The organism is Buttiauxella cochleicola (assembly GCF_021282405.1).
In the GTDB taxonomy this organism is placed as follows: domain Bacteria; phylum Pseudomonadota; class Gammaproteobacteria; order Enterobacterales; family Enterobacteriaceae; genus Buttiauxella; species Buttiauxella massiliensis.
In genome coordinates, this window is the sequence record NZ_JAJSOU010000005.1 from 45,863 (window position 1) to 67,176 (window position 21,314).

The 21,314-nt window shown below is 49.8% G+C and carries 19 protein-coding genes and 1 other RNA gene; 4 read left to right on the forward strand and 16 right to left on the reverse strand.

The annotated features are described in order from the left end of the window. Positions 1 to 213 precede the first annotated feature (213 nt). The 4 genes from ubiI to LVQ79_RS08060 form a co-directional block, all read right to left on the reverse strand. Positions 214 to 1,416 (reverse strand): FAD-dependent 2-octaprenylphenol hydroxylase, encoded by a 1,203-nt coding sequence (gene ubiI / locus LVQ79_RS08045; protein ID WP_232864547.1) that lies wholly within the window; start codon positions 1,414 to 1,416, stop codon positions 214 to 216. 162 nt (positions 1,417 to 1,578) lie between these two features. Further along, entirely contained in the window at positions 1,579 to 2,757 is a 1,179-nt protein-coding gene (gene ubiH / locus LVQ79_RS08050) for a 2-octaprenyl-6-methoxyphenyl hydroxylase (protein WP_232864548.1), read from the reverse strand. Then, a complete protein-coding gene (pepP, locus tag LVQ79_RS08055; protein WP_232864549.1) occupies positions 2,754 to 4,070 on the reverse strand; it encodes a Xaa-Pro aminopeptidase in 1,317 nt (438 codons plus the stop codon). Before pepP ends, ubiH begins: the two co-directional genes overlap by 4 nt. 32 nt (positions 4,071 to 4,102) lie before the next feature. After that, a complete protein-coding gene (locus LVQ79_RS08060) occupies positions 4,103 to 4,681 on the reverse strand; it encodes a YecA/YgfB family protein (protein WP_151993181.1) in 579 nt (192 codons plus the stop codon). Positions 4,682 to 4,847: 166 nt separating this feature from the next. Here LVQ79_RS08060 and zapA point away from each other — a divergent pair, with 166 nt between their 5' ends. The 3 genes from zapA to LVQ79_RS08075 all read left to right on the forward strand — a co-directional run bounded on the left by zapA (position 4,848) and on the right by LVQ79_RS08075 (position 6,025). Next, positions 4,848 to 5,177, forward strand: coding sequence for a cell division protein ZapA (gene zapA, locus LVQ79_RS08065; RefSeq protein WP_034457736.1), 330 nt, complete (start codon positions 4,848 to 4,850; stop codon positions 5,175 to 5,177). Between the two features lie 41 nt (positions 5,178 to 5,218). Beyond that, positions 5,219 to 5,402: non-coding RNA, 6S RNA (gene ssrS, locus LVQ79_RS08070), on the forward strand. A gap of 26 nt (positions 5,403 to 5,428) precedes the next feature. Next, positions 5,429 to 6,025, forward strand: coding sequence for a 5-formyltetrahydrofolate cyclo-ligase (locus LVQ79_RS08075; protein WP_232864550.1), 597 nt, complete (start codon positions 5,429 to 5,431; stop codon positions 6,023 to 6,025). A gap of 2 nt (positions 6,026 to 6,027) precedes the next feature. Here the strand turns inward: LVQ79_RS08075 and LVQ79_RS08080 are convergent, their stop codons facing one another. The 3 genes from LVQ79_RS08080 to rpiA form a co-directional block, all read right to left on the reverse strand. After that, complete coding sequence (locus tag LVQ79_RS08080; protein ID WP_232864551.1) at positions 6,028 to 6,639, reverse strand: DUF2238 domain-containing protein; 612 nt, start codon at positions 6,637 to 6,639, stop codon at positions 6,028 to 6,030. Between the two features lie 117 nt (positions 6,640 to 6,756). Next, positions 6,757 to 7,995, reverse strand: a complete 1,239-nt coding sequence (serA, locus tag LVQ79_RS08085; RefSeq protein WP_232864552.1) for a phosphoglycerate dehydrogenase — start codon at positions 7,993 to 7,995, stop codon at positions 6,757 to 6,759. Positions 7,996 to 8,275: 280 nt separating this feature from the next. Beyond that, complete coding sequence (gene rpiA / locus LVQ79_RS08090; protein ID WP_232864553.1) at positions 8,276 to 8,935, reverse strand: ribose-5-phosphate isomerase RpiA; 660 nt, start codon at positions 8,933 to 8,935, stop codon at positions 8,276 to 8,278. Between the two features lie 167 nt (positions 8,936 to 9,102). Here rpiA and argP point away from each other — a divergent pair, with 167 nt between their 5' ends. Beyond that, positions 9,103 to 10,002 carry a DNA-binding transcriptional regulator ArgP gene (gene argP, locus LVQ79_RS08095; RefSeq protein WP_064513636.1) on the forward strand — a complete coding sequence of 300 codons (900 nt, stop codon included), beginning with the start codon at positions 9,103 to 9,105 and terminating at the stop codon, positions 10,000 to 10,002. A 114-nt stretch (positions 10,003 to 10,116) separates the two neighbouring features. On the opposite strand, the gene LVQ79_RS08100 is transcribed toward argP, so the two are convergent. The 9 genes from LVQ79_RS08100 to fbaA all read right to left on the reverse strand — a co-directional run bounded on the left by LVQ79_RS08100 (position 10,117) and on the right by fbaA (position 21,306). Further along, a complete protein-coding gene (locus tag LVQ79_RS08100) occupies positions 10,117 to 10,851 on the reverse strand; it encodes an oxidative stress defense protein (RefSeq protein WP_232864554.1) in 735 nt (244 codons plus the stop codon). Between the two features lie 108 nt (positions 10,852 to 10,959). After that, positions 10,960 to 11,595, reverse strand: coding sequence for an arginine exporter ArgO (gene argO, locus LVQ79_RS08105; protein WP_232864555.1), 636 nt, complete (start codon positions 11,593 to 11,595; stop codon positions 10,960 to 10,962). A 140-nt stretch (positions 11,596 to 11,735) separates the two neighbouring features. Then, complete coding sequence (gene mscS / locus LVQ79_RS08110) at positions 11,736 to 12,590, reverse strand: small-conductance mechanosensitive channel MscS (RefSeq protein WP_151993175.1); 855 nt, start codon at positions 12,588 to 12,590, stop codon at positions 11,736 to 11,738. 158 nt (positions 12,591 to 12,748) lie between these two features. Next, entirely contained in the window at positions 12,749 to 15,043 is a 2,295-nt protein-coding gene (gene pflB / locus LVQ79_RS08115) for a formate C-acetyltransferase (protein WP_232864556.1), read from the reverse strand. Positions 15,044 to 15,073: 30 nt separating this feature from the next. After that, the gene (tdcD, locus tag LVQ79_RS08120) at positions 15,074 to 16,282 is read right to left on the reverse strand and encodes a propionate kinase (RefSeq protein WP_232864557.1); all 1,209 of its coding nucleotides are present in this window, start codon (positions 16,280 to 16,282) and stop codon (positions 15,074 to 15,076) included. A gap of 30 nt (positions 16,283 to 16,312) precedes the next feature. Further along, entirely contained in the window at positions 16,313 to 17,644 is a 1,332-nt protein-coding gene (gene tdcC / locus LVQ79_RS08125; RefSeq protein WP_151993172.1) for a threonine/serine transporter TdcC, read from the reverse strand. 87 nt (positions 17,645 to 17,731) lie between these two features. Next, positions 17,732 to 18,721, reverse strand: a complete 990-nt coding sequence (tdcB, locus tag LVQ79_RS08130; RefSeq protein ID WP_064513651.1) for a bifunctional threonine ammonia-lyase/L-serine ammonia-lyase TdcB — start codon at positions 18,719 to 18,721, stop codon at positions 17,732 to 17,734. A gap of 101 nt (positions 18,722 to 18,822) precedes the next feature. Further along, entirely contained in the window at positions 18,823 to 19,761 is a 939-nt protein-coding gene (gene tdcA / locus LVQ79_RS08135) for a transcriptional regulator TdcA (protein WP_232864558.1), read from the reverse strand. Between the two features lie 465 nt (positions 19,762 to 20,226). Next, a complete protein-coding gene (fbaA, locus tag LVQ79_RS08140) occupies positions 20,227 to 21,306 on the reverse strand; it encodes a class II fructose-bisphosphate aldolase (protein WP_064513655.1) in 1,080 nt (359 codons plus the stop codon). Positions 21,307 to 21,314: the final 8 nt, after the last annotated feature.

Sequence of the window (21,314 nt, forward strand, 5' to 3'; positions counted from 1 at the left end):
CTGGAAAAATGCGAGACACCGCGCATAAATAAGAAGTGTTTTAGTCATAATTTAGCGTTAGCTAACATTTACGACCATTTCAGAAACAAATTCACTACATCGCTAAAAACGTGGGATGAGAAAAAGTAATCCGAAATAATAGGTGAGATTAGAATTTTTCAAATGAGGAGGGTGTTTCCCTTTCCAATAAAAGGAAAGGGAAATGTGACGTAGTTATCTTAACCAATTCGGTAAATCGTGTAGGCCCATCGCCTGCTTAACAAGTTGCGGTTTTACACCCGGAAGCGTATCCGCCAGTTTCAGACCGATATCGCGCAGCAGTTTCTTCGCCGGATTGCTTCCAGCAAACAGATCGCGGAAACCCTGCATACTGGCAAGCATCATCGCGGCACTATGTTTACGGCTACGCTCGTAGCGACGCAGATACAAATACTGCCCGATGTCTTTGCCCTGGCGATGCAAACGACGCACTTCATCAATCAGTTCAGCGGCATCCATAAACCCAAGATTCACACCCTGCCCGGCTAACGGATGAATGGTGTGTGCCGCATCGCCGACCAGCGCCAGACGGTGAGCCGCAAAATTGCGCGCGTAACGGCCTGTCAGCGGGAACATCTGGCGTTCGCTTTCAACACTGCACAAACCAAGGCGCATATTGAATGCTACGGACAGCGCCTGGTTAAATTCTTCATCGCTTGCCTGTTGCAAACGTTCAGCTTCCAGCGGCGGCAATGACCAGACAATTGAACATAAATGCGGGTCACTTAATGGCAGGAAGGCCAAAATCCCTTCGCCATGAAACACCTGACGAGCCACTGCTTCATGGGGTTCGGCGGTACGGATGGTGGCAACCAAAGCATGATGGCGATAATCCCAAAAAGTGAGCGGGATATCGGCCTGGTTGCGCAGCCAGGAGTTGGCACCATCAGCCCCGACGACCAAACGCGCGGTGAGCATTGCGCCGTCTGTCAGCGTTATGAACGCCTCGTTTTCACCCCACGCAACCTGTTGTAATTCGGCAGGAGCCATTAGGGTGACATCACTGCACTGCTCAGCTCGTTGCCACAATGCATGATGAATTACCGAGTTTTCGATAATGTGGCCAAGATGGCTGAAACCAAAGGATTTATCGTCAAAAGCGATATGCCCGAAGCTGTCTTGATCCCACACTTCCATGCCGTGATAGCAACTGGCACGTTGGGCAACAATTTTTGGCCATGCACCAAGATGAGTGAGCAATTTTTCGCTGGCAGCATTGATGGCTGAAACACGCAAAGCGGGTGCAGATTCAGGTGCTAGCGGCTTTGGGAGATGGTTCTCCAGCACCGCAACACCCAAACCACTGCCTTGCAAGCCACAGGCAACCGCCAGCCCAACCATGCCACCACCAACAATCGCCACATCAACGCTTTGCAAATTGACTCTCCTTTAACATTCTTAAACCTGCTCACCAGGCGTATATGTTGCAGCCAGTTTGGATCGGGAGTGCGCGGAGAAACCGGAGCGTACTAAAGTACGTGAGGATTTCGAGCACATTCCCGGGGCAAAATGGCAAATAAATAAGGCTGGTGGCAGGTTTTAACGCGCAACCCAGCCTAGCGTACGCTGCGCCAGCGCATCACGTGCAGGGGTAAAATGTTCCATCGCCATCAGCCCAAGATTTCGTCCAACAACCAGCGGAGCCCAATGATTGGCGAACAGCCGAACTAGGCCATCGGTCACGCCAATGGTGGCAATTTTATCTTCATTACGGCGCTGCTGATATTGAGTAAGCACGCCGTAGCCGCCAATATCCTGAGATGCTTCATGTGCAACAGCCAGATTTTCAGCAAGCGACATAACGTCACGCAAACCAAGGTTAAATCCCTGCCCGGCAATCGGATGCAAAGTTTGCGCGGCATTTCCCACCAGCGCAAGGCGGTGAGAAACCGCCAGCGAAGCAGTAGTCAGTGCCAGAGGATAGTGCGCCCGCGCGCCAGCATGAGTGATTCGGCCAAGCCGCCAGCCAAATGCGCGTTGCAGTTCATTGCAGAACCGCTCGTCATCCCACTGCGCAATGTCAGCCTGAGCCGCCAGAGGATGGCACCACACCAGCGAACAGCGCCCATCAGACATTGGCAACATTGCCAGCGGCCCATGCTCGGTGAAGCGCTCAAACGCCCGCCCGTTATGCGGTTGCGAAGTGGTGATATTGGCGATCACCGCCACTTGCCGATAATCCTGCTGCTGCCAGGTCACGCCACACTGCGCGGCAAGCGCCGAGCGCGAACCATCTGCAGCCACCAACAATTGGCCTTCAATACATTCGCCATTATCGAGCTTAACGCTGACTTTATCGGTTTCGCGAGTAAAGGACGATACACGTTGCGGGCAATGCAAGGTCACGCCCGGCGCTTTACGCAGTAAAGCAAATAAACGCAGACCGACATCATGCAGCTCTACCACCTGCCCTAACGCAGATATTTGATAATCCTGTGCTTCGAGAGTGACAAAACCTGCATGCCCACGCTCGCTGACATGAACTGTAGTAATCGCCGTCGCGCACTCTTTGAGAGCAGGCCACACGCCGATGCGCGTCAGCTGCTGGCAGGTGCCTTGCGCGATGGCGATTGCGCGGGCATCAAAACCGGGATGCGCCGCTGATTCTGGCGCTGCCGCTTCAATCAAGTGAACCGGCAGTTTTCCGTGAGTTAACTGCGAGATAGCCAGTGCGAGCGTCGCGCCCGCCATACCGCCACCGACAATAATCACGCTCATGACTGACGAGCCGCCGCCATTAATGCTTCGATATCGTCTGCCGATTTCACCACGCTGGCCGTCAGGTTTTCGTTACCGTCGACGGTGATAAGAATATCGTCTTCAATACGAATACCAATGCCACGGTACTCGGCAGGCACATCTGCATCTGGTGCAATGTATAAACCGGGTTCAACGGTAATAACCATTCCCGGCTCAAGAAGGCGAGAACGATCCTGCCCGTATGCGCCTACGTCATGTACATCCAGCCCCAGCCAGTGGCTCAGGCCGTGCATAAAGAACGGGCGATGGGCGTTGTCAGCAATCAGTTGATCAACCTCACCTTTGAGAATGCCGAGCTTCACCAGCCCGCTAATCATAATGCGCACCACTTGCGTGGTAACTTCCTGCATCGAGGTGCCTGGGCGGTAGAGTTGTAGAGCAGTTTCAAGGGATTCGAGAACGATGTCGTAAATCGCACGCTGCGGAGCGCTGAATTTGCCGTTCACCGGGAAGGTACGGGTGATGTCACCGGCATAGCCTTTGTATTCGCAACCGGCGTCGATTAAGACCAAATCGCCATCACGCATTTGGCTTTCATTTTCGGTGTAATGAAGAATACAGGCGTTTTCACCGCTGCCGACAATCGTGTTGTACGACGGGAAGCGTGCGCCGTGGCGGTTAAATTCGTGAAGGATTTCGCCTTCAAGCTGGTATTCAAACATGCCCGGACGGCATTTTTCCATCGCACGGGTGTGCCCGAGTGCCGTGATTTCCCCGGCGCGACGCAAAGCGACTATCTCTTCTTCCGACTTAAACAGGCGCTGCTCGTGAACCCACGGACGCCAGTCTGTCAGCGTCGCTGGCGCGGTCAAATTCTGGCGCGAGCCGCGGCGCAGTTTGTCGAGTGCGGCAAAAACAATGGTGTCGGCATGAGCGTATTCGCCCTGCGCGTGGTAGACCACATCCAGACCGTTCAGCAACTGGTGTAACTGCTCATCAATTTCGGAAAATGCCAGCGCACGGTCGACGCCCAATTTCTCGGGTGCCGCTTCCTGGCCAAGACGGCGACCAAACCAAATTTCTGCGGTTTTATCGCGCAGGCGATTGAACAGCACGCTGTGATTATGGGTTTCGTCGCTTTTAATCAGTACCAGTACAGCTTCAGGTTCGTTAAAACCGGTGAAGTACCAGAAATCGCTGCTTTGGCGATACGGATATTCGCTGTCTGCGCTGCGAGTGGCCTCGGGTGCGGCAAAGATAAGCGCCGCACTGGCCGGAGCCATTTTGGCCAACAACGCCTGACGGCGACGGAGAAATTCGTGCTGATTCATTACACCTCCTGGAGCGATACCTTTCGTCGTTTTTAGTGTAGCGTTGGTTTCTGCACTTCCGGCGCGGTCGGAACCGGGCGAGTAAAGGTGTCGTGGCACAGCAACGCGGCAACTCGCACGTACTCGATGATCTCTTCGAGCGACATTTCCAGCTCTTCTTGATCTTCGTCTTCGTCGTAGCCCAGCTGCGCGATGTTACGCAAATCGTCGATAGCTTCGCCGGTTTCGCCGGTGACTTTATCGAGCTTAGGCTGCGTTACGCCAAGGCCCAGCAGGAAGTGGTTTACCCAACCCGCCAGTTCATCGGCACGCTGGAATACGGTAACGTCGTCGCCATCGGGAAGGTAAAGCTGGAACAGGAAACCGTCATCTTCCAGCGAATCGCTCGTTGCACCGTGCATCTGGCGCAATGTATCGGCAAGGTTTTGACCAAAGGCCAGCCCTTCGTTTGTCAGGTCGTGTAGCTGTGGCTGCCAGCTGGTATCTTTGTTGCCACCACACAGCATGCCGCTAATCAGGCCGTGCATTTCGGAGGCCGTCAGCCCCACACCTTGTTGGTTCAATAGTTGGCCGACTAAGTCATAGTCAGGCATAGTGTTCTGTATAGACATGCGCATTCGCCATCGTTGGCAGGGATAGTTCATGTTATGCTACCACCAGGGACCCCAAGGCACCAGAAAAGGGCTTGTATCTTCATTTCGGGATAGCTATAGTGACGCCCCTTTCGTTACCAGGTACGGTAAACGAAGGCAGGCGAGTTAACAGCAGGAAGGTGGCATGTCTGCACAACCAGTCGATATCCAAATTTTCGGTCGTTCATTGCGCGTGAATTGTCCGCCTGAACAACAGGATGCACTGAATCTTGCGGCGGAAGAGCTTAATCAACGGTTGCAAGATTTAAAAGTTCGCACTAGAGTCACAAATACTGAGCAGTTAGTTTTCATCGCAGCACTGAACATTTGCTACGAGTTGGCTCAGGAAAAATCGAAAACCCGCGACTACGCTTCCAATATGGAAGAACGTATTCGGATGTTACAGCAGACCATCGAACAAGCGTTGCTTGAGCAAGGTCGCATAACAGAAAGACAGGGTCCAAATTTTGAATAACACTTCACAGTTACCTATGGTAGAGTAACTTTGAAGACCAAATTTCTCTGAGATGTTTGCATGCGGGCCAGTCCCCTGAGCCGATATTTCATACCACAAGAATGTGGTGCTCCAGATTCTGTGAGCATGCTCGGTCCGTCCGAGAAGCCTGATGATTCTGACGCTGCATTCACCTTGAACCAAGGGTTCAAGGGTTACAGCCTGCGGCGGCATCTCGGAGATTCCCTCTTTCTACCAAATTAGTCATCACCATGACGAAAACTCAGCTAATCCCATCGCTTCGCTCAGAAATCCGGCAACACATTCGGCAACGACGCCGTGCACTCACACCAACTGAACAACACCATTTTGCTGAACTTGCCGCTGCGCGCATGCTCGCATACGAGCCCATTGCGAAAGCTGCGACGGTCGCTGTGTTTTTGTCGTTTGACGGTGAGCTGGATACCACGCCATTAATCCGCGCCTTATGGCTCGCGGGGAAAACCGTTTACCTGCCCGTCCTGCATCCCTTTAGTAATGGCAATTTGCTGTTCCTGCGTTATGCCGAGGATAGCCATCTGGTGATGAATCGTCTGAAAATCCTTGAGCCTAAACTTGATGTGCGTGACGTACTGCCGCTGGATAAACTGGATGTGCTGATTACGCCGCTGGTGGCATTCGACGATCAAGGGCAAAGGCTGGGAATGGGTGGTGGTTTTTACGACCGTACGTTGCAGAACTGGCAGCAGCATGGCTTATGGCCGGTTGGGCTGGCACATGATTGCCAGCACGTTCCGGCGTTACCCGCGCAAGAGTGGGATATCCCGCTGCCTGCAGTGGTCACGCCATCGCGTATCTGGCAGTGGTAAACTCAGGCTACACGCAGTTTCAGTAACTGCTTTGTGTGCCAGTATTGCAGTATCAAAACCGTAAACAGCGCGCCGAGAAGCGCACAAAACATATCTGATTGCGTGTCCCATACATCGCCCTGAGTCCCCAAAAACTCATCTGCTCCCTGCCCTAATGACAGCGCCGCCGCCCATTCAATGAGTTCATAAACCGCACTGATGGCGAGCGCGACACAGCACACCAGAAACGCGATCATTTTGCGTCCACGAACATAGCCACCCCGAACCAGAATTTCTCGCGCCGCCAGTGCGGGAACCAGACCCTGGAAAAAATGGCCGACTTTGTCATACGGGTTGCGGCTCAGGCCTAACCATTCCTGCACATCAAAACCAATGGGTACTTTCGCGTAGGTATACAAACCGCCGACCATCAAAATAATGGCGTGGAAGAAAATCAGCGTATACAGAAGCGGAGTCAGCGGGTAACGAGCGTGAGTCGCTAAAAGCAGAGGGACGACAATAATGACCGGCGTGACTTCCATCAGCCAGGTAAGCCTGTCTGCGGTGCTAAGGCCCGTATAGATGAGAATCAACAGCAGGATAAAGGCACCGGATTTTAAGAATGTACTGGTCATGTTGTTTCGCCGCCTGGCTAAAAGCGTAACTATCAGTGGGCAGGGTGAAAAAAACAACTCAGGAAAGGGATTTTGAGAATAAAACGGGAGCCCTGGTGGACTCCCGTAAACTTGAAACTAGTAAAGCAGACGAGCGCGAATAGTGCCTGGAATCGCCTTCATAGATTTCAGTGCAGCTTCAGCAACATCTTCTTCAGCATCCACATCAATAACTACATAACCCATTTGCGGAGTGGTTTGCAGGTACTGAGCGGCAATGTTGATGCCTTGCTCGGCAAAAATCTGGTTCAGCGCGGTCAAAATGCCCGGACGGTTTTCATGAATGTGCAGCAAACGGCTGGTGCTTCCACCGTGTAGCGGCAGGGAAACCTCTGGGAAGTTAACCGCAGACAGAGTTGAACCGTTATCAGAGTATTTTGCCAGCTTGCCAGCGACTTCCAGACCGATGTTTTCCTGCGCTTCCTGGGTAGAACCACCGATGTGCGGAGTCAGGATCACGTTATCAAACTCACACAGTGGTGACGTAAACGGGTCACTGTTAGTCGCAGGCTCAGTTGGGAACACATCGATTGCCGCGCCAGACAGATGCTTACGTGCTAAAGCATCACACAGGGCAGGAATATCTACTACAGTGCCACGTGCGTCATTGATGAGCAGCGCGCCCGGCTTCATTAGTGCCAGTTCATTGGCGCCGATCATATTTTTAGTGGAAGCATTTTCAGGCACATGCAGGCTGACTACGTCGCTCATATTGAGCAAATCGGACAAGTGCTGCACCTGAGTGGCATTGCCTAGCGGCAGTTTGTTTTCGATATCGTAGAAGAAAACGTTCATGCCAAGCGCTTCAGCCAAAATACCCAACTGAGTCCCGATATGGCCGTAACCAATGATGCCGAGTTTCTTGCCGCGCGCTTCATAAGAGCCCACAGCCACTTTATTCCACACACCACGATGTGCTTTAGCATTAGCTTCTGGCACACCACGAATCAGCAGCAATAGTTGGCCAATAACCAGTTCAGCAACAGAACGCGTGTTGGAGAACGGGGCATTAAACACTGGCACGCCGCGTTTAGCCGCAGCATTAAGGTCAACCTGGTTAGTACCGATGCAGAAACAGCCCACAGCCACCAGCTTTTCAGCTGCAGCCAGAACATCTTCAGTTAAGTTAGTGCGGGAACGCAGACCAATGAAATGCGCATCACGGATCGACTCTTTAAGGGCTTCGCTGTCCAGCGCGCCTTTGTGGTATTCAATGTTGGTATAGCCTGCTGCGCGAAGGTTATCCACGGCTTTCTGGTGTACGCCTTCCACCAGCAGGAATTTAATCTTGTCTTTATCCAGTGATACTTTTGCCATTTCCCGACCCTATTTTTAGAACTGATGTTGTGCTGTGTGATAAGACACCCTTCTGCCAAAATATCAAAAAATACGGGCGGGGCAATATAAACGATTGCGCACTCATCTGGTCAAAAAAGGAATAAGCCATAACAGGCAGCAGAAAATGCTAAGTAGAAGAGAGAACCAGGAATGAAAAGTAGACAGTTGTTAATAATGTGACATATGTCACCAAATTTGGCGTTAGATTATTTTGTCATTTTTTATTCGGGTATGGGGCGCTTGCCACGCCCCAACCAGATCATTTCACAATGGTTTTCACGCCATCGGCAGTACCAATCAACGCAACATCCGCGCCACGGTTAGCAAACAGGCCGACAGTCACGACACCAGGTATGCCGTTAATCGCATTTTCCAATGCAATTGGCTCGGCAATGCTCAGGCCATAAACATCAAGAATGATGTTGCCGTTATCGGTCACCACGCCCTGGCGGTATTCAGGGCGACCGCCAAGTTTGACCAGTTGGCGAGCCACACAGCTACGCGCCATTGGAATCACCTCAACCGGCAGCGGGAAGTTACCGAGGATACCCACCTGCTTAGACGCATCAGCGATACAGATAAACTTTTCCGCCACAGACGCGATGATTTTTTCGCGGGTAAGAGCGGCACCACCGCCTTTGATCATTTGCATCTGGCCATTGATCTCGTCTGCGCCATCAACGTAGATGCCCAGTGAGTCAACTTCGTTAAGATCGTAAACCGTGATACCAAGGCTTTTCAATTTGGCGGTAGAAGCGTCGGAGCTAGAAACAGCACCATCAATTTGATGCTTGATAGTCCCGAGAGCATCAATAAAGTGTGCGGCCGTTGAGCCGGTACCCACACCAACGATCGTGCCTGGTTGCACGTATTGTAATGCTGCCCAGCCAACTGCTTTTTTCAGTTCATCCTGCGTCATGGTTTTTTGCCTGTGCTGTGAAAACTGACGCGCATTATAGAGCAAGCTTCAAAAAAATGTCCTGCGATTGCCGTAATACTCAGGCGAACTTTGCGGTTTTGGTCTGGATCAGCGGCAAATTTATGTCATAGTGCTGGGATAACAAAAACAGGAGTTAGCTAACAACAATGAAACGCCCGGACTATAGAACACTACAGGCGCTGGATGCAGTCATTCGTGAACGTGGATTTGAGCGCGCGGCACAAAAGCTCTGCATTACTCAATCCGCCGTTTCACAGCGTATCAAGCAACTGGAAAATATGTTCGGCCAACCATTGTTAGTGCGCACCGTCCCACCTCGTCCAACCGAGCAAGGACAAAAGCTATTGGCGTTATTGCGCCAGGTAGAATTGCTTGAAGAAGAGTGGTTGGGCGATGAACAAACCGGTTCCACACCACTCCTGCTGTCACTTGCGGTCAACGCCGACAGTCTGGCAACCTGGCTGCTGCCAGCGCTCGCTCCTGTTCTTGCAGACTCCCCTATCCGCCTGAATCTTCAGGTTGAAGATGAAACCCGAACGCAAGAACGCCTGCGTCGTGGTGAAGTGGTCGGTGCGGTGTCTATTCAGCCACAGCCGCTGCCAAGCTGCCTGGTCGACAGACTGGGTGCGTTAGATTATCTGTTTGTCGGTTCGAAAGATTTTGCCGCTCGCTATTTCCCGAACGGCGTCACACGTTCTGCCCTGCTAAAAGCGCCAGCGGTGGCGTTTGACCATCTCGACGATATGCACCAGGCGTTCTTACAGCAGAATTTTGATTTGTCACCTGGCAGCGTACCGTGCCATATCGTTAACTCGTCGGAAGCCTTCGTACAACTGGCGCGCCAGGGCACCACATGCTGCATGATTCCGCATCTGCAAATTGAAAGAGAGATTAACAGCGGCGAGCTGATTGACCTGACGCCGGGCCTGATGCAGCGTCGAATGCTGTACTGGCACCGCTTCGCGCCTGAAAGCCGCATGATGCGCAATGTCACCGATGCACTTCTCGAGTACGGGCATAAAGTTCTACGACAGGACGCAGAATAGAAGAAGGCCGCTAATATTTAGCGGCCTTCTTGTTTTGTCGGGTGACGCTAACGCTTATCCGACCTACATTTTTGCAGTTTTGTAGGGTGGATAAGCGCAAGCGCCATCTACCATTTATTGTGCTGGCTGCTCGCTCTTAGCGCGTTCCAGCTCAAATACCACATCAACCTGATCATCAAACTGAATAGTTTGCTGATCGTAGGTATCCTGGGCCGATACTGGTGGAGCGGCGTCAGCTTTCATCATCCGCACCATCGGTGCTGGCTGGTAGTTAGAGACGTGGTAACGCACGCTATAGACTGGGCCCAACTTGCTGCTAAAGCCTTCGGCCAGCAGTTTTGCCTGGCGAACGGCATCGTCGATAGCGGCTTTACGCGCTTTGTCTTTGTATGCTTCCGGGTTCGCAACACCCAGAGAAACAGAACGAATTTCGTTAAGACCTGCTTTTAATGCGCCATCAAGCAACTCGTTCATTTTGTCGAGTTTACGCAGCGTGACATCCACCTGACGCACGGCAATGTAGCCTTTAAGATGCGTTTTACCATCCTTCAGGTATTCATATTCTGGCTGAGTACGAAGATTGGCAGCATTGATGTCTTTCTTCTCGATGCCACTTTGCTGCAAGAATGTCAGGTATTGTGCAACACGATCGTCAGCCTGTTTTTTAGCTGATGCAGCATCTTTGGCTGACACATTGACTTCGATTGCGAGCTTAGCAATGTCAGGAACAGCATCCACGCTTGCGGTGCCGGATGTCACGACATGTGGGCCATTTGGCAACTCATCGGCCAACGCCGGAACCGAACCTAATCCCACTAAAGCGGCTAATGCCAGGGTTTTAAACTTCACTGTAATTCCTCCATGCTACATTCCACTGTCATTACGCCCGCAAAATACACGGACGTCTGGCAGCAAGCTTAGCCTGGAATAGTCAGTTGTCTATCAGATAAAGGCTAATTAGCCTATCAGGGTAGTGATATGGCGTACGCCATCTGCCGCCAGTTGTAAGGCAATAACCCACATCACCAGGCCAACCACGCCATTAATAATGCGCTGAGCTTTCGCGGTACGCAGACGCGGCGCCAGCCATGCCGCCAGCAGTGCCAGGCCGTAAAACCACAGGATGGACGCACTCACGGTACCTAATGCAAACCAGCGTTTTGGTTCATCAGCCAGTTGCCCACCGAGACTCCCCAGCACCACAAAAGTGTCCAGATAAACATGCGGATTAAGCCAGGTCACCGCCAGCACGGTGGCAATAATTTTCCAGCGCCCTTGCTTCATAACCTCAGCTGACGCCAGCTCAACGCTGCTGCTCATTGCGGTACGCAATGCACCCCAGCCATACCACAGGAGGAATGCCACACCGCCCCATGTGACGATAGCCAGCAGCCATGGCGACTGCATCAGCAGCGCGCTACCGCCAAATATCCCACCGCAAATCAGCAGTACATCGCTAATTGCACAGAGGGAGGCAATCATCAGATGATACTGGCGGCGAATGCCCTGGTTCATCACAAACGCATTTTGTGGTCCCAGCGGCAGGATTAACGCAGCGCCCAATGTAAGACCTTGAAAAAAATAAGATAACACGATGATTCACTCTTTAATGTTCAGCAATTAAAGAGGAGTGTAATGGGGAAAAATTATTAGAGGAAATGGATAATTTTAATGGTTTATAAGTATAACTAATGAAGAATGGGCCAGCCTGAACTGGCCCCAGAAAATCACTGTTACGCAGCCTCTTTCACGCGTTTGAAATTCACATCCATTTGCGGATAAGGGAAGCTAATTCCCTGCGCATCAAACTCGCGTTTAACGCGTTCCAGCACATCCCAATAGACGTTTTGCAGGTCACCGCTGTTGCTCCAGGCACGCACCACAAAGTTAATGGCTGACGGCCCAAGCTCATTAAGACGCACGGTGATTTCGCGGTCTTTCAGCACGCGCTCATCGCTGTTGATGATATCTGTCAGGATTTGCTTCACCTGGTCGATATCCGAATCGTACGCCACGCCGATGATAAATTCGTTGCGGCGCACCGGTTCGCGGGAGAAGTTAATAATATTGCCGGCGATGATTTTGCCGTTTGGCACCACAACGATTTTGCCGTCCACAGTGCGCAAAGTGGTGGAGAAAATCTGCACGTTCAGCACGGTTCCGGCGATACCGCCGAGATCGACATATTCACCCGCGCGGAATGGACGGAAAGTCACCAGCAACACGCCTGCCGCCAGGTTAGAAAGCGAACCTTGTAACGCCAGACCAATGGCTAAACCTGCGGCACCGAGTACCGCGATAACGGAAGCAGTCTGCACGCCAACGCGCCCGAGCGCAGCAATTAACGTAAATGCGATGATGCCGTAACGCACCAGAGCGGAAAGGAAATCAGCTACCGTCGCATCAATACCACGCGCCAACATCACACGGTTAATCGTATTGGAAACCACGCGAGCCACGATCATCCCGACGATGATTATCGCAATCGCCGCCACAATATTGACCGCATAGCTCAGCAGTAACGCCTGGTTGCGTACCAGCCAGCCTCCAGCATTATTAATACTGTCTACTACGTTGAGATCTTCCATTCACGGTTCCTTGTCATTACTGAAATTTGCGCCTGAAAGGCACAACAGAGACTTTAAAGGGTAAACAAAACAAGCGAATGTGCCAAGTTAGTCACAAATTTGGCCGAAAAAAACCCGCACGAGGCGGGTTCAGGAGAGTGAATAAATGCAGCGTGGCATCAGATCGAGTGCGTAAAGGTGCGAGAAATCACATCCTGTTGCTGTTCTCGCGTCAGAGCATTAAAACGCACCGCATAGCCGGAAACGCGGATGGTCAGCGTCGGGTAGTTTTCTGGATGTTCAACGGCATCAAGCAGCATTTCCCTGTTCATGACGTTTACATTCAGATGCTGGCCGCCTTCAGTTCGCACATCGTGATGGAAATAACCATCCAGCAATCCTACCAGGTTTAACTGGCGCACGGCGTCATCACGCCCTAATGCCGCAGGAACAATCGAGAAGGTGTAAGAGATACCATCTTTGGCGTAACTGAACGGCAGTTTGGCGACCGACGTTAATGAAGCCACAGCACCTTTCCGATCCCGCCCGTGCATTGGGTTCGCCCCTGGTGCAAATGGCATTCCGGCACGGCGACCATCTGGCGTGTTACCCGTTTTTTGCCCATACACCACGTTCGAGGTGATCGTCAGGATCGACTGAGTCGGCACCGCGTTACGATAAGTTGGCAGCGCCTGGATCTTCTTCATAAAGCGTTCAACCAGATCGCAGGCAATGACATCAACACGATCGTCATTATTGCCGTATTGCGGGTACTCACCTTCAATAACGAAATCAACCGCCAGCCCGTTCTGATCGCGCACCGGTTTCACCGTCGCGTATTTGATTGCGGAAAGCGAATCCACCGCCACTGAGAGCCCGGCAATACCACATGCCATTGTGCGATAAACATCCCGGTCGTGCAGTGCCATCAGCGAGGCTTCGTAGCTGTATTTATCATGCATATAGTGGATGAGATTGAGCGCCGTGATGTATTGCGCCGCCAGCCAATCCATAAAGTGGTCGAGGCTGCTCATCACCGTTTCATAATCCAGAACATCGTCCAACAACATTGGCATTTTCGGGCCGACCTGGATTTTCAGTTTTTCGTCCATCCCGCCGTTGATGCAGTACAGCAGCGTTTTGGCGAGGTTGGCGCGTGCACCAAAAAACTGCATCTGTTTGCCGATAACCATCGGGCTGACGCAGCAGGCAATCGCGTAGTCGTCACTCTCGAAATCGCAACGCATCAGGTCGTCGTTTTCATATTGTAGCGATGACGTTTCGATGGAAACTTTAGCTGCATACACTTTGAATGGTTTCGGCAGCGCTTCCGACCACAGAATCGTTAGGTTCGGCTCCGGCGCAGGCCCCATGGTGTACAGCGTGTTCAGGTAGCGATAGGCATTTTTGGTGACCAGCGTGCGCCCGTCTAAACCCATCCCACCGATCACTTCGGTCGCCCAGATAGGGTCGCCGGAAAACAGCGAGTCGAACTCTGGCGTACGCAAGAAGCGCACCATACGGATCTTCATAATGAAATGATCGACCAGCTCTTGAGCCTGCAGCTCAGTCAGCAATCCCGATTTCAGATCGCGTTCAATATAAATATCGATAAACGTTGTGGTGCGGCCCAGTGACATCGCTCCACCATTTTGCGATTTCACCGCGGCCAGATAAGCAAAATAGAGCCATTGCAGCGCTTCTTGTGCATTGTTGGCAGGGCGTGAAATATCAAAGCCATAGTTCGCCGCCATCTCCTGGATTTGTAACAGTGCGCGGCGATGTTCAGACAACTCTTCGCGCAGGCGTATCACGGCCTCCAGGTTTTCACCGCGCTCAAGCTGGCCCTGTAGATCGGCAAACTGCAATTCACGCTCGCGTACCAGATACGCAATCCCGTAAAGCGCCACACGGCGGTAATCACCGATGATACGTCCGCGCCCGTAACCGTCCGGTAAGCCGGTCAACACTCCCGATTTACGGCAGCGCAGGATATCCGGTGAATAAACGTCAAATACGCCCTGGTTATGGGTTTTACGCAGTGAGGTGAACTGGTATTCGAAGTCTGCATCCATTTCACGACCATAAGCTTCAAATGAGCTTTTGATCATATTGATGCCGCCATACGGATGGAGGGCACGCTTCAGCGGTTTATCGGTTTGCAAACCAACAATTTTTTCACGCTCTTTGAGAATATAGCCCGGTGCATGGGCGGTAATCGTGGTGGCAATATTGGTATCGAAATCCACCGGGGCATGGGTGGCATTTTCGATACGAATACCGTCCATGACCTTTTCCCACAGCGCCGTGGTTGCAGGAGTGGCTCCCGCTAAAAATGATTCATCGCCTTCATACGGGGTGTAGTTATGCTGGATAAAGTCCCGCACATTAATACTTGTTTTCCATTCGTCGCCCGAAAAATGCTGCCAGGCTTCAGAATAATTTTCGCGGGTAATATCGACATCTAATTTCATTACTTCATTCCTTTAAAGCATATTATTAATTCAGGCATATTCTGCGAGGCAGCATGATTGACCTATTTGCAGGGCATCAAGTGCAATCATTTTCTCTTCGTTAGTCGGAATAACGGCGCAAATAATCGCTGAACTATCACTGGAAATAATTCGTTGTCCGATTCGGTTAGGCCGATTATTTCTTTCAGTATCCAGTTCAATCCCAAATACCCGCAATCGTTCTGAAACCAGTCGGCGAATAAGAATGGAGTTTTCACCAATGCCACCGGTAAAAATAACGCCATTAAAACTCTCTAATGCCGCGGCATGCGCGCCAATGGTTCGGGCGATTCGATGAACAAAGGTTTTAATCGCCAATTGCGCCTGTTCATTGCCTTCGTGCCAGGCTTTTTCCAGGGTGCGTAAATCAGATGACAAACCTGAAAGGCCTAATAACCCGGACTCTTTATTGGCGACCTGTTCCATGTCATCCAGCGATTGCCCGGTCTGGCGGGCAAGCCAGGCCATAGCGCCGAAATCCACATCGCCGCAGCGCGTGCCCATAATCAGCCCTTCGAGCGGCGTCATGCCCATCGACGTATCAACGCTTTCGCCATTCTGCACCGCGCAAACCGAAGCGCCATTTCCTAAGTGAGCAATCACCAACCCCGATTTTGCTGACTCCAGGCCGGGTAGTTCGCTCGCCTGCTGGGAAACGTAGCGATGCGAAGTGCCGTGGAAGCCGTAACGACGTACCCCGTATTCTTCAAAATAGCGATACGGCAAACCGTATAAATACGCTTCAGGTTTCAGCGTTTGATGGAAGCTGGTATCAAATACCGCCACCTGCGGAACGCCAGGGAAACGCGCCCGCGCCGATTCCACCCCATGCAAATTGGCGTAATTATGTAACGGAGCCAATGGTGAAACCTGGCGAATTTTTTCTATAACGTCATCGGTAATTAATACCGACTCGCTAAATAAAGAACCACCGTGAGCAATACGGTGGCCAACAAAGGCCACACTATCAATTAAATGACGTTTCTCAAGTTCCGAAGATATTACAGCAAGTGCCTCTTCATAATTCTGGTGAGCCAGAATAACTGGCTCTCCATCATTAACCGTTAAAAATGCACGCTCGGTATTAATACCTTCGCAAATTCCCGATAAAAGCACATCGCAAGTTTCTGCATCTAACACTGAAAACTTAACCGAAGAAGAACCACAGTTAATCGTCAACACTACCGGGTATTCATTCATTTTTAAATTCCACTCGTCCTGAGTAAGTAATTAGATAAGCTTGTAGACAATATTAAGAATGGTCAGCAAACCAATTACTGTGACAAAAATGTTTTCGGTTCTGCCTTTATATTTCGCCAGCGCAGGCGTTTTGCGAATGGCATACATTGGCAGCAGGCAAAGAAGAGAGGCAATTATCGGCGCACCCATGGCTTCAATCAAATCGAGGATGTTCGGGTTGGCATAAGCCACAACCCAGGTCGACCCCATAATAAAGACCATACTGATGAGATTGAGTTTGCCCCCGGAGACTTTGGTTTTATCGCCCTTAAAGCCAAACTTAAGAACCAGACCGTTAAGCCCTTCGAGTGTGCCGAGATAGTGGCCGAAGAAGGATTTGAAGATTGCGACCAGGGCAATAATAGACGCACCATACTCAAGCGTAGTGGCGAAGGTAGACTTCGAACCTGACATCGATGAGAAGTGGTTTGCCAGATAAGAAAGCACCGGAATGTTTTGCGCTTTTGCTTCGGCCATATTTTGCGGTGAAAGCGTGAATAAGCAGCTGAAGGCGAAGAACATTACAACAGCCACCATCAACATGCTGGCACGGGAGATAATTTTCGAGCATTTGTCTTCGGTGTACTGCCTGCCGAAGTCCTTCTCATACTCTTCGCGTTTGGAAACCACAAACGAAGAGACAATCGGTGAGAAGTTAAAGGAGAAAACCATGATGGAAATACCGAGCCATACGGTCACAAGAATGCCGTCACTGCCGGTAAACGAAATATCGCTGAGACTCACCTGATCGATAACCGCAGAGTTCCAGTAAGGGATCAGCGAGACGGAAATCAGGATCAGGCAGGCAATGAACGGGAACACCAGATAGCTCATGACTTTGACCATCAGGTCTTTGCCAAAATAGATAACAAAAGCCATCAACAGTAGCAGGAACAGTGCCACCACACCGCGGTTTAGCGGCATGAGTTGCAGCTGGTTTTCCCAGAAAGTCATAAAGGTGTTGGTAATCGTAACGCCGTAAATCCACAGCAACGGGCAAATGGCAAAGAAGTACAGGAAGGTAATGACCACACCACCTGTCTTACCAAAATGCTCTTCTACCGTTTCGGTAATATTTCCAGAAGGGTTGCTGCCCGACAGACACAGGCGTGCTAATGCGCGGTGGCAATAAAATGCAATGGGATAAGCCAGGAATAGCATGATCAATATTGGAATTAAACCGCCGTAGCCTGCACGGATCGGGAAGAATAAAACCCCGGCACCGATTGCGGTGCCAAATAAGCCTAATGTCCAGGTGGTGTCAGATTTCCGCCATTGCGATACAGCTTTTTGGCCAATAAGGGTTGCATCAGTATTACTCATAATAGAGTTCCTTTAATAATTCAATATCCGTTATATTTCGGGTTACACATTTATTATCCTGAGTGCAACCCGAATTAGTTGGCTATATCAAATATCTGCTGATCCTGTGATTTGCGAAACACGCGAGAGATCGATGTTTCCTCCGGAGATAATGCTTACTGTTTTACGGCCTTTAATATAATGATCCAACTTGCCACTCAATAAAGCTGCAGTGGCCAGTGCGCCAGCGCCTTCAGTAACAACTTTATTGCGTTGGATTAGCGCCACCATACTGTTGCGAATTTCATCTTCACTGACTAATACAATATCGGTAACTAATTTCTTCACGATTTCATAAGTTATTCTACCAGGACGGGAAACATCACAACCATCGGCTAATGTCCCTGAAGTACGGTGTGCCATCAGCTCACCTTTATAAAACGATGCGGCCATACCATGCACATTTTCAGCCTGCACACCGATAATATTAATTGTCGGGTTGATTGATTTAATCGCCAACGCAATACCTGCGATTAATCCACCACCGCCAATCGGCACGATAACGTTATCTACATCATATAAATCTTCAAGAATCTCGAGGCCGATGGTGCCTTGCCCGGCAATAACATGTTCATCATCGTACGGCGGTATGAAGATACGCCCTTCCATCTCAACAATTTCGCTAACCTTAGCGATGGTGTCGTTGAAGTTATCACCGTGCATCACTACCTGTGCTGAGTAATCGGTAGTTGCTGCCACTTTAGATTTCGGTGCACCGTTAGGCATCACCACCTTGCCATTGATTCCCAGAATAGCGCAGGAAAGTGAAACCCCTTGCGCGTGGTTGCCAGCAGAGCAAGCCACTACCCCTTTTTTTCTTTCTTCTTCAGTTAAGGAGCTAAGTTTATTAAAAGCACCACGTATTTTAAATGAACCTGTACGCTGCATATTTTCAAATTTCAAAAATATCTCGCCCTTGCAGCATTCGCTGAGATAATTAGAACGGGGCATTCCTGTTTTATATATATATCCAGCGAGTCTTTTCTTCGCTTCAAGAACATCAATAATAGTAACAGGAAGTTCATAGTCGATATGCATGTTGACCTCAACATTAAAAAGCTAAAACAATACAGGAGGTGACTGCTTATTAAATCAATCACCTTGAATGAGTTATATGTTTATCAATTAACTGAATTAGGCTAAGCAACTTCAGTTAATTGATTAAATTGAAACTGGCTACGCAATGAATGTTTTTTGGCAAGCTCAACTAATGTGGCTGCAGATCTATTAATTCGATAATTCTTAGACCAAACGGCAGCATAACGTGCGACAGGTAATTTATCTTCAACTGGAATTTTAATAAATTGATTTGACCCAAATGGAGAAATCATATCGCGTGGAATAACAGTGAGGAAACCAGCATTGAGTACCAGATTATAAATTGTGACTACTGAGTCCGTTTTGACAATGTTCTCGCTTTTAATATTGTTCTTTTGCAGTGTTGTCAAAAGCTCGCTGTAATATCCCATTTCCGTTTGTGGCAAAACCCATTGCTCATGGCTTAATGCGCTAAGCGTGGTTGTCCCTTTCACTACCCGCGTTCGGTCAGCAACCAAAACAAATTCTGACTCGAACAAGGGTTCAATGTGCAAATCTTGAAGCAGCATTTCGTCGCTCAATGTGCCAATCGCAAAGTCCAGGCGACCATCGCGAATAGCGGGCAAGAAAGAGGAAAGCTGGGCTTCGAACATTGAAACCTGTGCCTGTGGGAAAAGCTGTTTAAACTCTTTCATCATGCCAGGCAAAAAAGTAAAACCGATAAGCGACGGGTAGCCAAACGACACATCCACAACGCTATTGCCTACCATACGATTCATTTCACTACACATATTACGTAATTCACGGGTGATGGTTTCTGCGTGAGTCAGCAATACTTTCCCTGCTTCAGTTAATTTAACGCCGGTATTTTTTCTAATAATAAGCTCAAGGCCGAAATAGCTTTCCATCTCACTTATAATTTTACTGACGGCAGGTTGGGTCAGGCTCAATTGCTTGGCCGCAGAACCAAATGATCCACTCCTCACCACTTCCTGAAAAACAAGCAGGTGTTGTGTCTTGGGTAAGGTATTATTGTCCATGTGAATCTGCGCCTATTAACGTTCCATGCAGCAGATCATATCGAATTATGTATGAGTTGTAGTGTGCAGTGACTCACAATTACCAGAGCGTTAATCGTACGCAAAGCAAACAAACAAATTTAATCCTTTAAAATCAATATATTGAATATTCACCATTTGCCTTTTACATGACTAAGGTCAACCTTAGCTGGAGTAATAAAATAAAGTTATGGTGATAATAAAATCGTATCTGTACAAATAACTCCCACTTTTATAGTTACTTATAATAAAACTAAAATAATCTCATAAAGTTGCTGAAATAAATAACGCTCAGAAAGATCTCGCATCAGAAAATAGTGTTTCTATTATCAGTTTATTTCAAATCAAAATGCTGGTTATTTAAGCTAAGGCTGAAAATAAAATTTTCTTTAGGGTACAAAAAAGCCCGCACGAGGCGGGCCAGATTCAAGCGTTTAGCGCTTCAAATTACAGAACGTCTACTGCGTTCAGTTCTTTGAAAGCTTGCTCCAGACGGGTGATCATAGAAGTCTGTGCAGAACGCAGCCATACGCGCGGATCGTAGTATTTCTTGTTCGGCTGGTCTTCGCCTTTCGGGTTGCCCAACTGACCTTGCAGATACGCTTCGTTAGCTTTGTAGTAGCTCAGGATACCTTCCCAAGTTGCCCACTGGGTGTCGGTATCGATGTTCATTTTGATAACACCGTAGCTCACGGAATCTTTGATTTCTTGAGCAGTAGAACCGGAACCGCCGTGGAATACGAAGTTCAGGGAGTTGTGCGGCAGGTTGTGTTTCTTAGAAACATAATCCTGAGAATCGCGCAGGATAGTCGGGGTCAGAACCACGTTACCTGGTTTGTAAACACCGTGCACGTTACCGAAAGAAGCAGCGATGGTGAAACGTGGGCTGATTTTGCTCAGTTCGGTATAAGCGTAATCAACGTCTTCTGGCTGAGTGTACAGAGCAGAAGCGTCCATATGGCTGTTATCTACGCCATCTTCTTCGCCGCCGGTGCAACCCAGTTCAATTTCCAGAGTCATGCCCATTTTAGACATACGCTCCAGGTATTTAGAGCTGATCGCGATATTTTCTTCCAGAGACTCTTCAGACAGGTCGATCATGTGAGAAGAGAACAGTGGTTTGCCAGTTGCTGCGAAGTGTTTTTCACCCGCGTCTAACAGGCCATCGATCCACGGCAGCAATTTCTTAGCGCAGTGGTCAGTGTGCAGGATTACTGGCACGCCGTAATGTTCAGCCATCTGGTGTACGTGATGTGCGCCAGAGATAGCACCCAGGATTGCAGCGCCCTGAGGAACGTCAGTTTTCACGCCTTTACCAGCGATGAATGCAGCGCCACCGTTAGAGAACTGAACGATAACTGGAGCTTTAACTTTCGCAGCAGTTTCCAGTACGGCATTGATAGAGTCGGTGCCTACGCAGTTAACTGCTGGCAGAGCAAAGTTGTTCTCTTTTGCTACCTGGAAAACTTTCTGTACGTCATCACCGGTGATAACACCTGGTTTTACGAAATCAAAAATCTTAGACATGTTTGTCG

Coding starts and splice junctions, on each gene's coding strand:
- argP (WP_064513636.1), top strand. CDS start 9,103: ATGAAACGCCCGGACTATAGAACACTACAGGCGCTGGATGCAGTCATT.
- mscS (WP_151993175.1), bottom strand. CDS start 12,590: ATGGAAGATCTCAACGTAGTAGACAGTATTAATAATGCTGGAGGCTGG.
- LVQ79_RS08080 (WP_232864551.1), bottom strand. CDS start 6,639: ATGACCAGTACATTCTTAAAATCCGGTGCCTTTATCCTGCTGTTGATT.
- zapA (WP_034457736.1), top strand. CDS start 4,848: ATGTCTGCACAACCAGTCGATATCCAAATTTTCGGTCGTTCATTGCGC.
- tdcC (WP_151993172.1), bottom strand. CDS start 17,644: ATGAGTAATACTGATGCAACCCTTATTGGCCAAAAAGCTGTATCGCAA.
- tdcD (WP_232864557.1), bottom strand. CDS start 16,282: ATGAATGAATACCCGGTAGTGTTGACGATTAACTGTGGTTCTTCTTCG.
- LVQ79_RS08060 (WP_151993181.1), bottom strand. CDS start 4,681: ATGTCTATACAGAACACTATGCCTGACTATGACTTAGTCGGCCAACTA.
- tdcA (WP_232864558.1), bottom strand. CDS start 19,761: ATGGACAATAATACCTTACCCAAGACACAACACCTGCTTGTTTTTCAG.
- LVQ79_RS08075 (WP_232864550.1), top strand. CDS start 5,429: ATGACGAAAACTCAGCTAATCCCATCGCTTCGCTCAGAAATCCGGCAA.
- ubiH (WP_232864548.1), bottom strand. CDS start 2,757: ATGAGCGTGATTATTGTCGGTGGCGGTATGGCGGGCGCGACGCTCGCA.
- rpiA (WP_232864553.1), bottom strand. CDS start 8,935: ATGACGCAGGATGAACTGAAAAAAGCAGTTGGCTGGGCAGCATTACAA.
- serA (WP_232864552.1), bottom strand. CDS start 7,995: ATGGCAAAAGTATCACTGGATAAAGACAAGATTAAATTCCTGCTGGTG.
- pflB (WP_232864556.1), bottom strand. CDS start 15,043: ATGAAATTAGATGTCGATATTACCCGCGAAAATTATTCTGAAGCCTGG.
- tdcB (WP_064513651.1), bottom strand. CDS start 18,721: ATGCATATCGACTATGAACTTCCTGTTACTATTATTGATGTTCTTGAA.
- pepP (WP_232864549.1), bottom strand. CDS start 4,070: ATGAATCAGCACGAATTTCTCCGTCGCCGTCAGGCGTTGTTGGCCAAA.
- fbaA (WP_064513655.1), bottom strand. CDS start 21,306: ATGTCTAAGATTTTTGATTTCGTAAAACCAGGTGTTATCACCGGTGAT.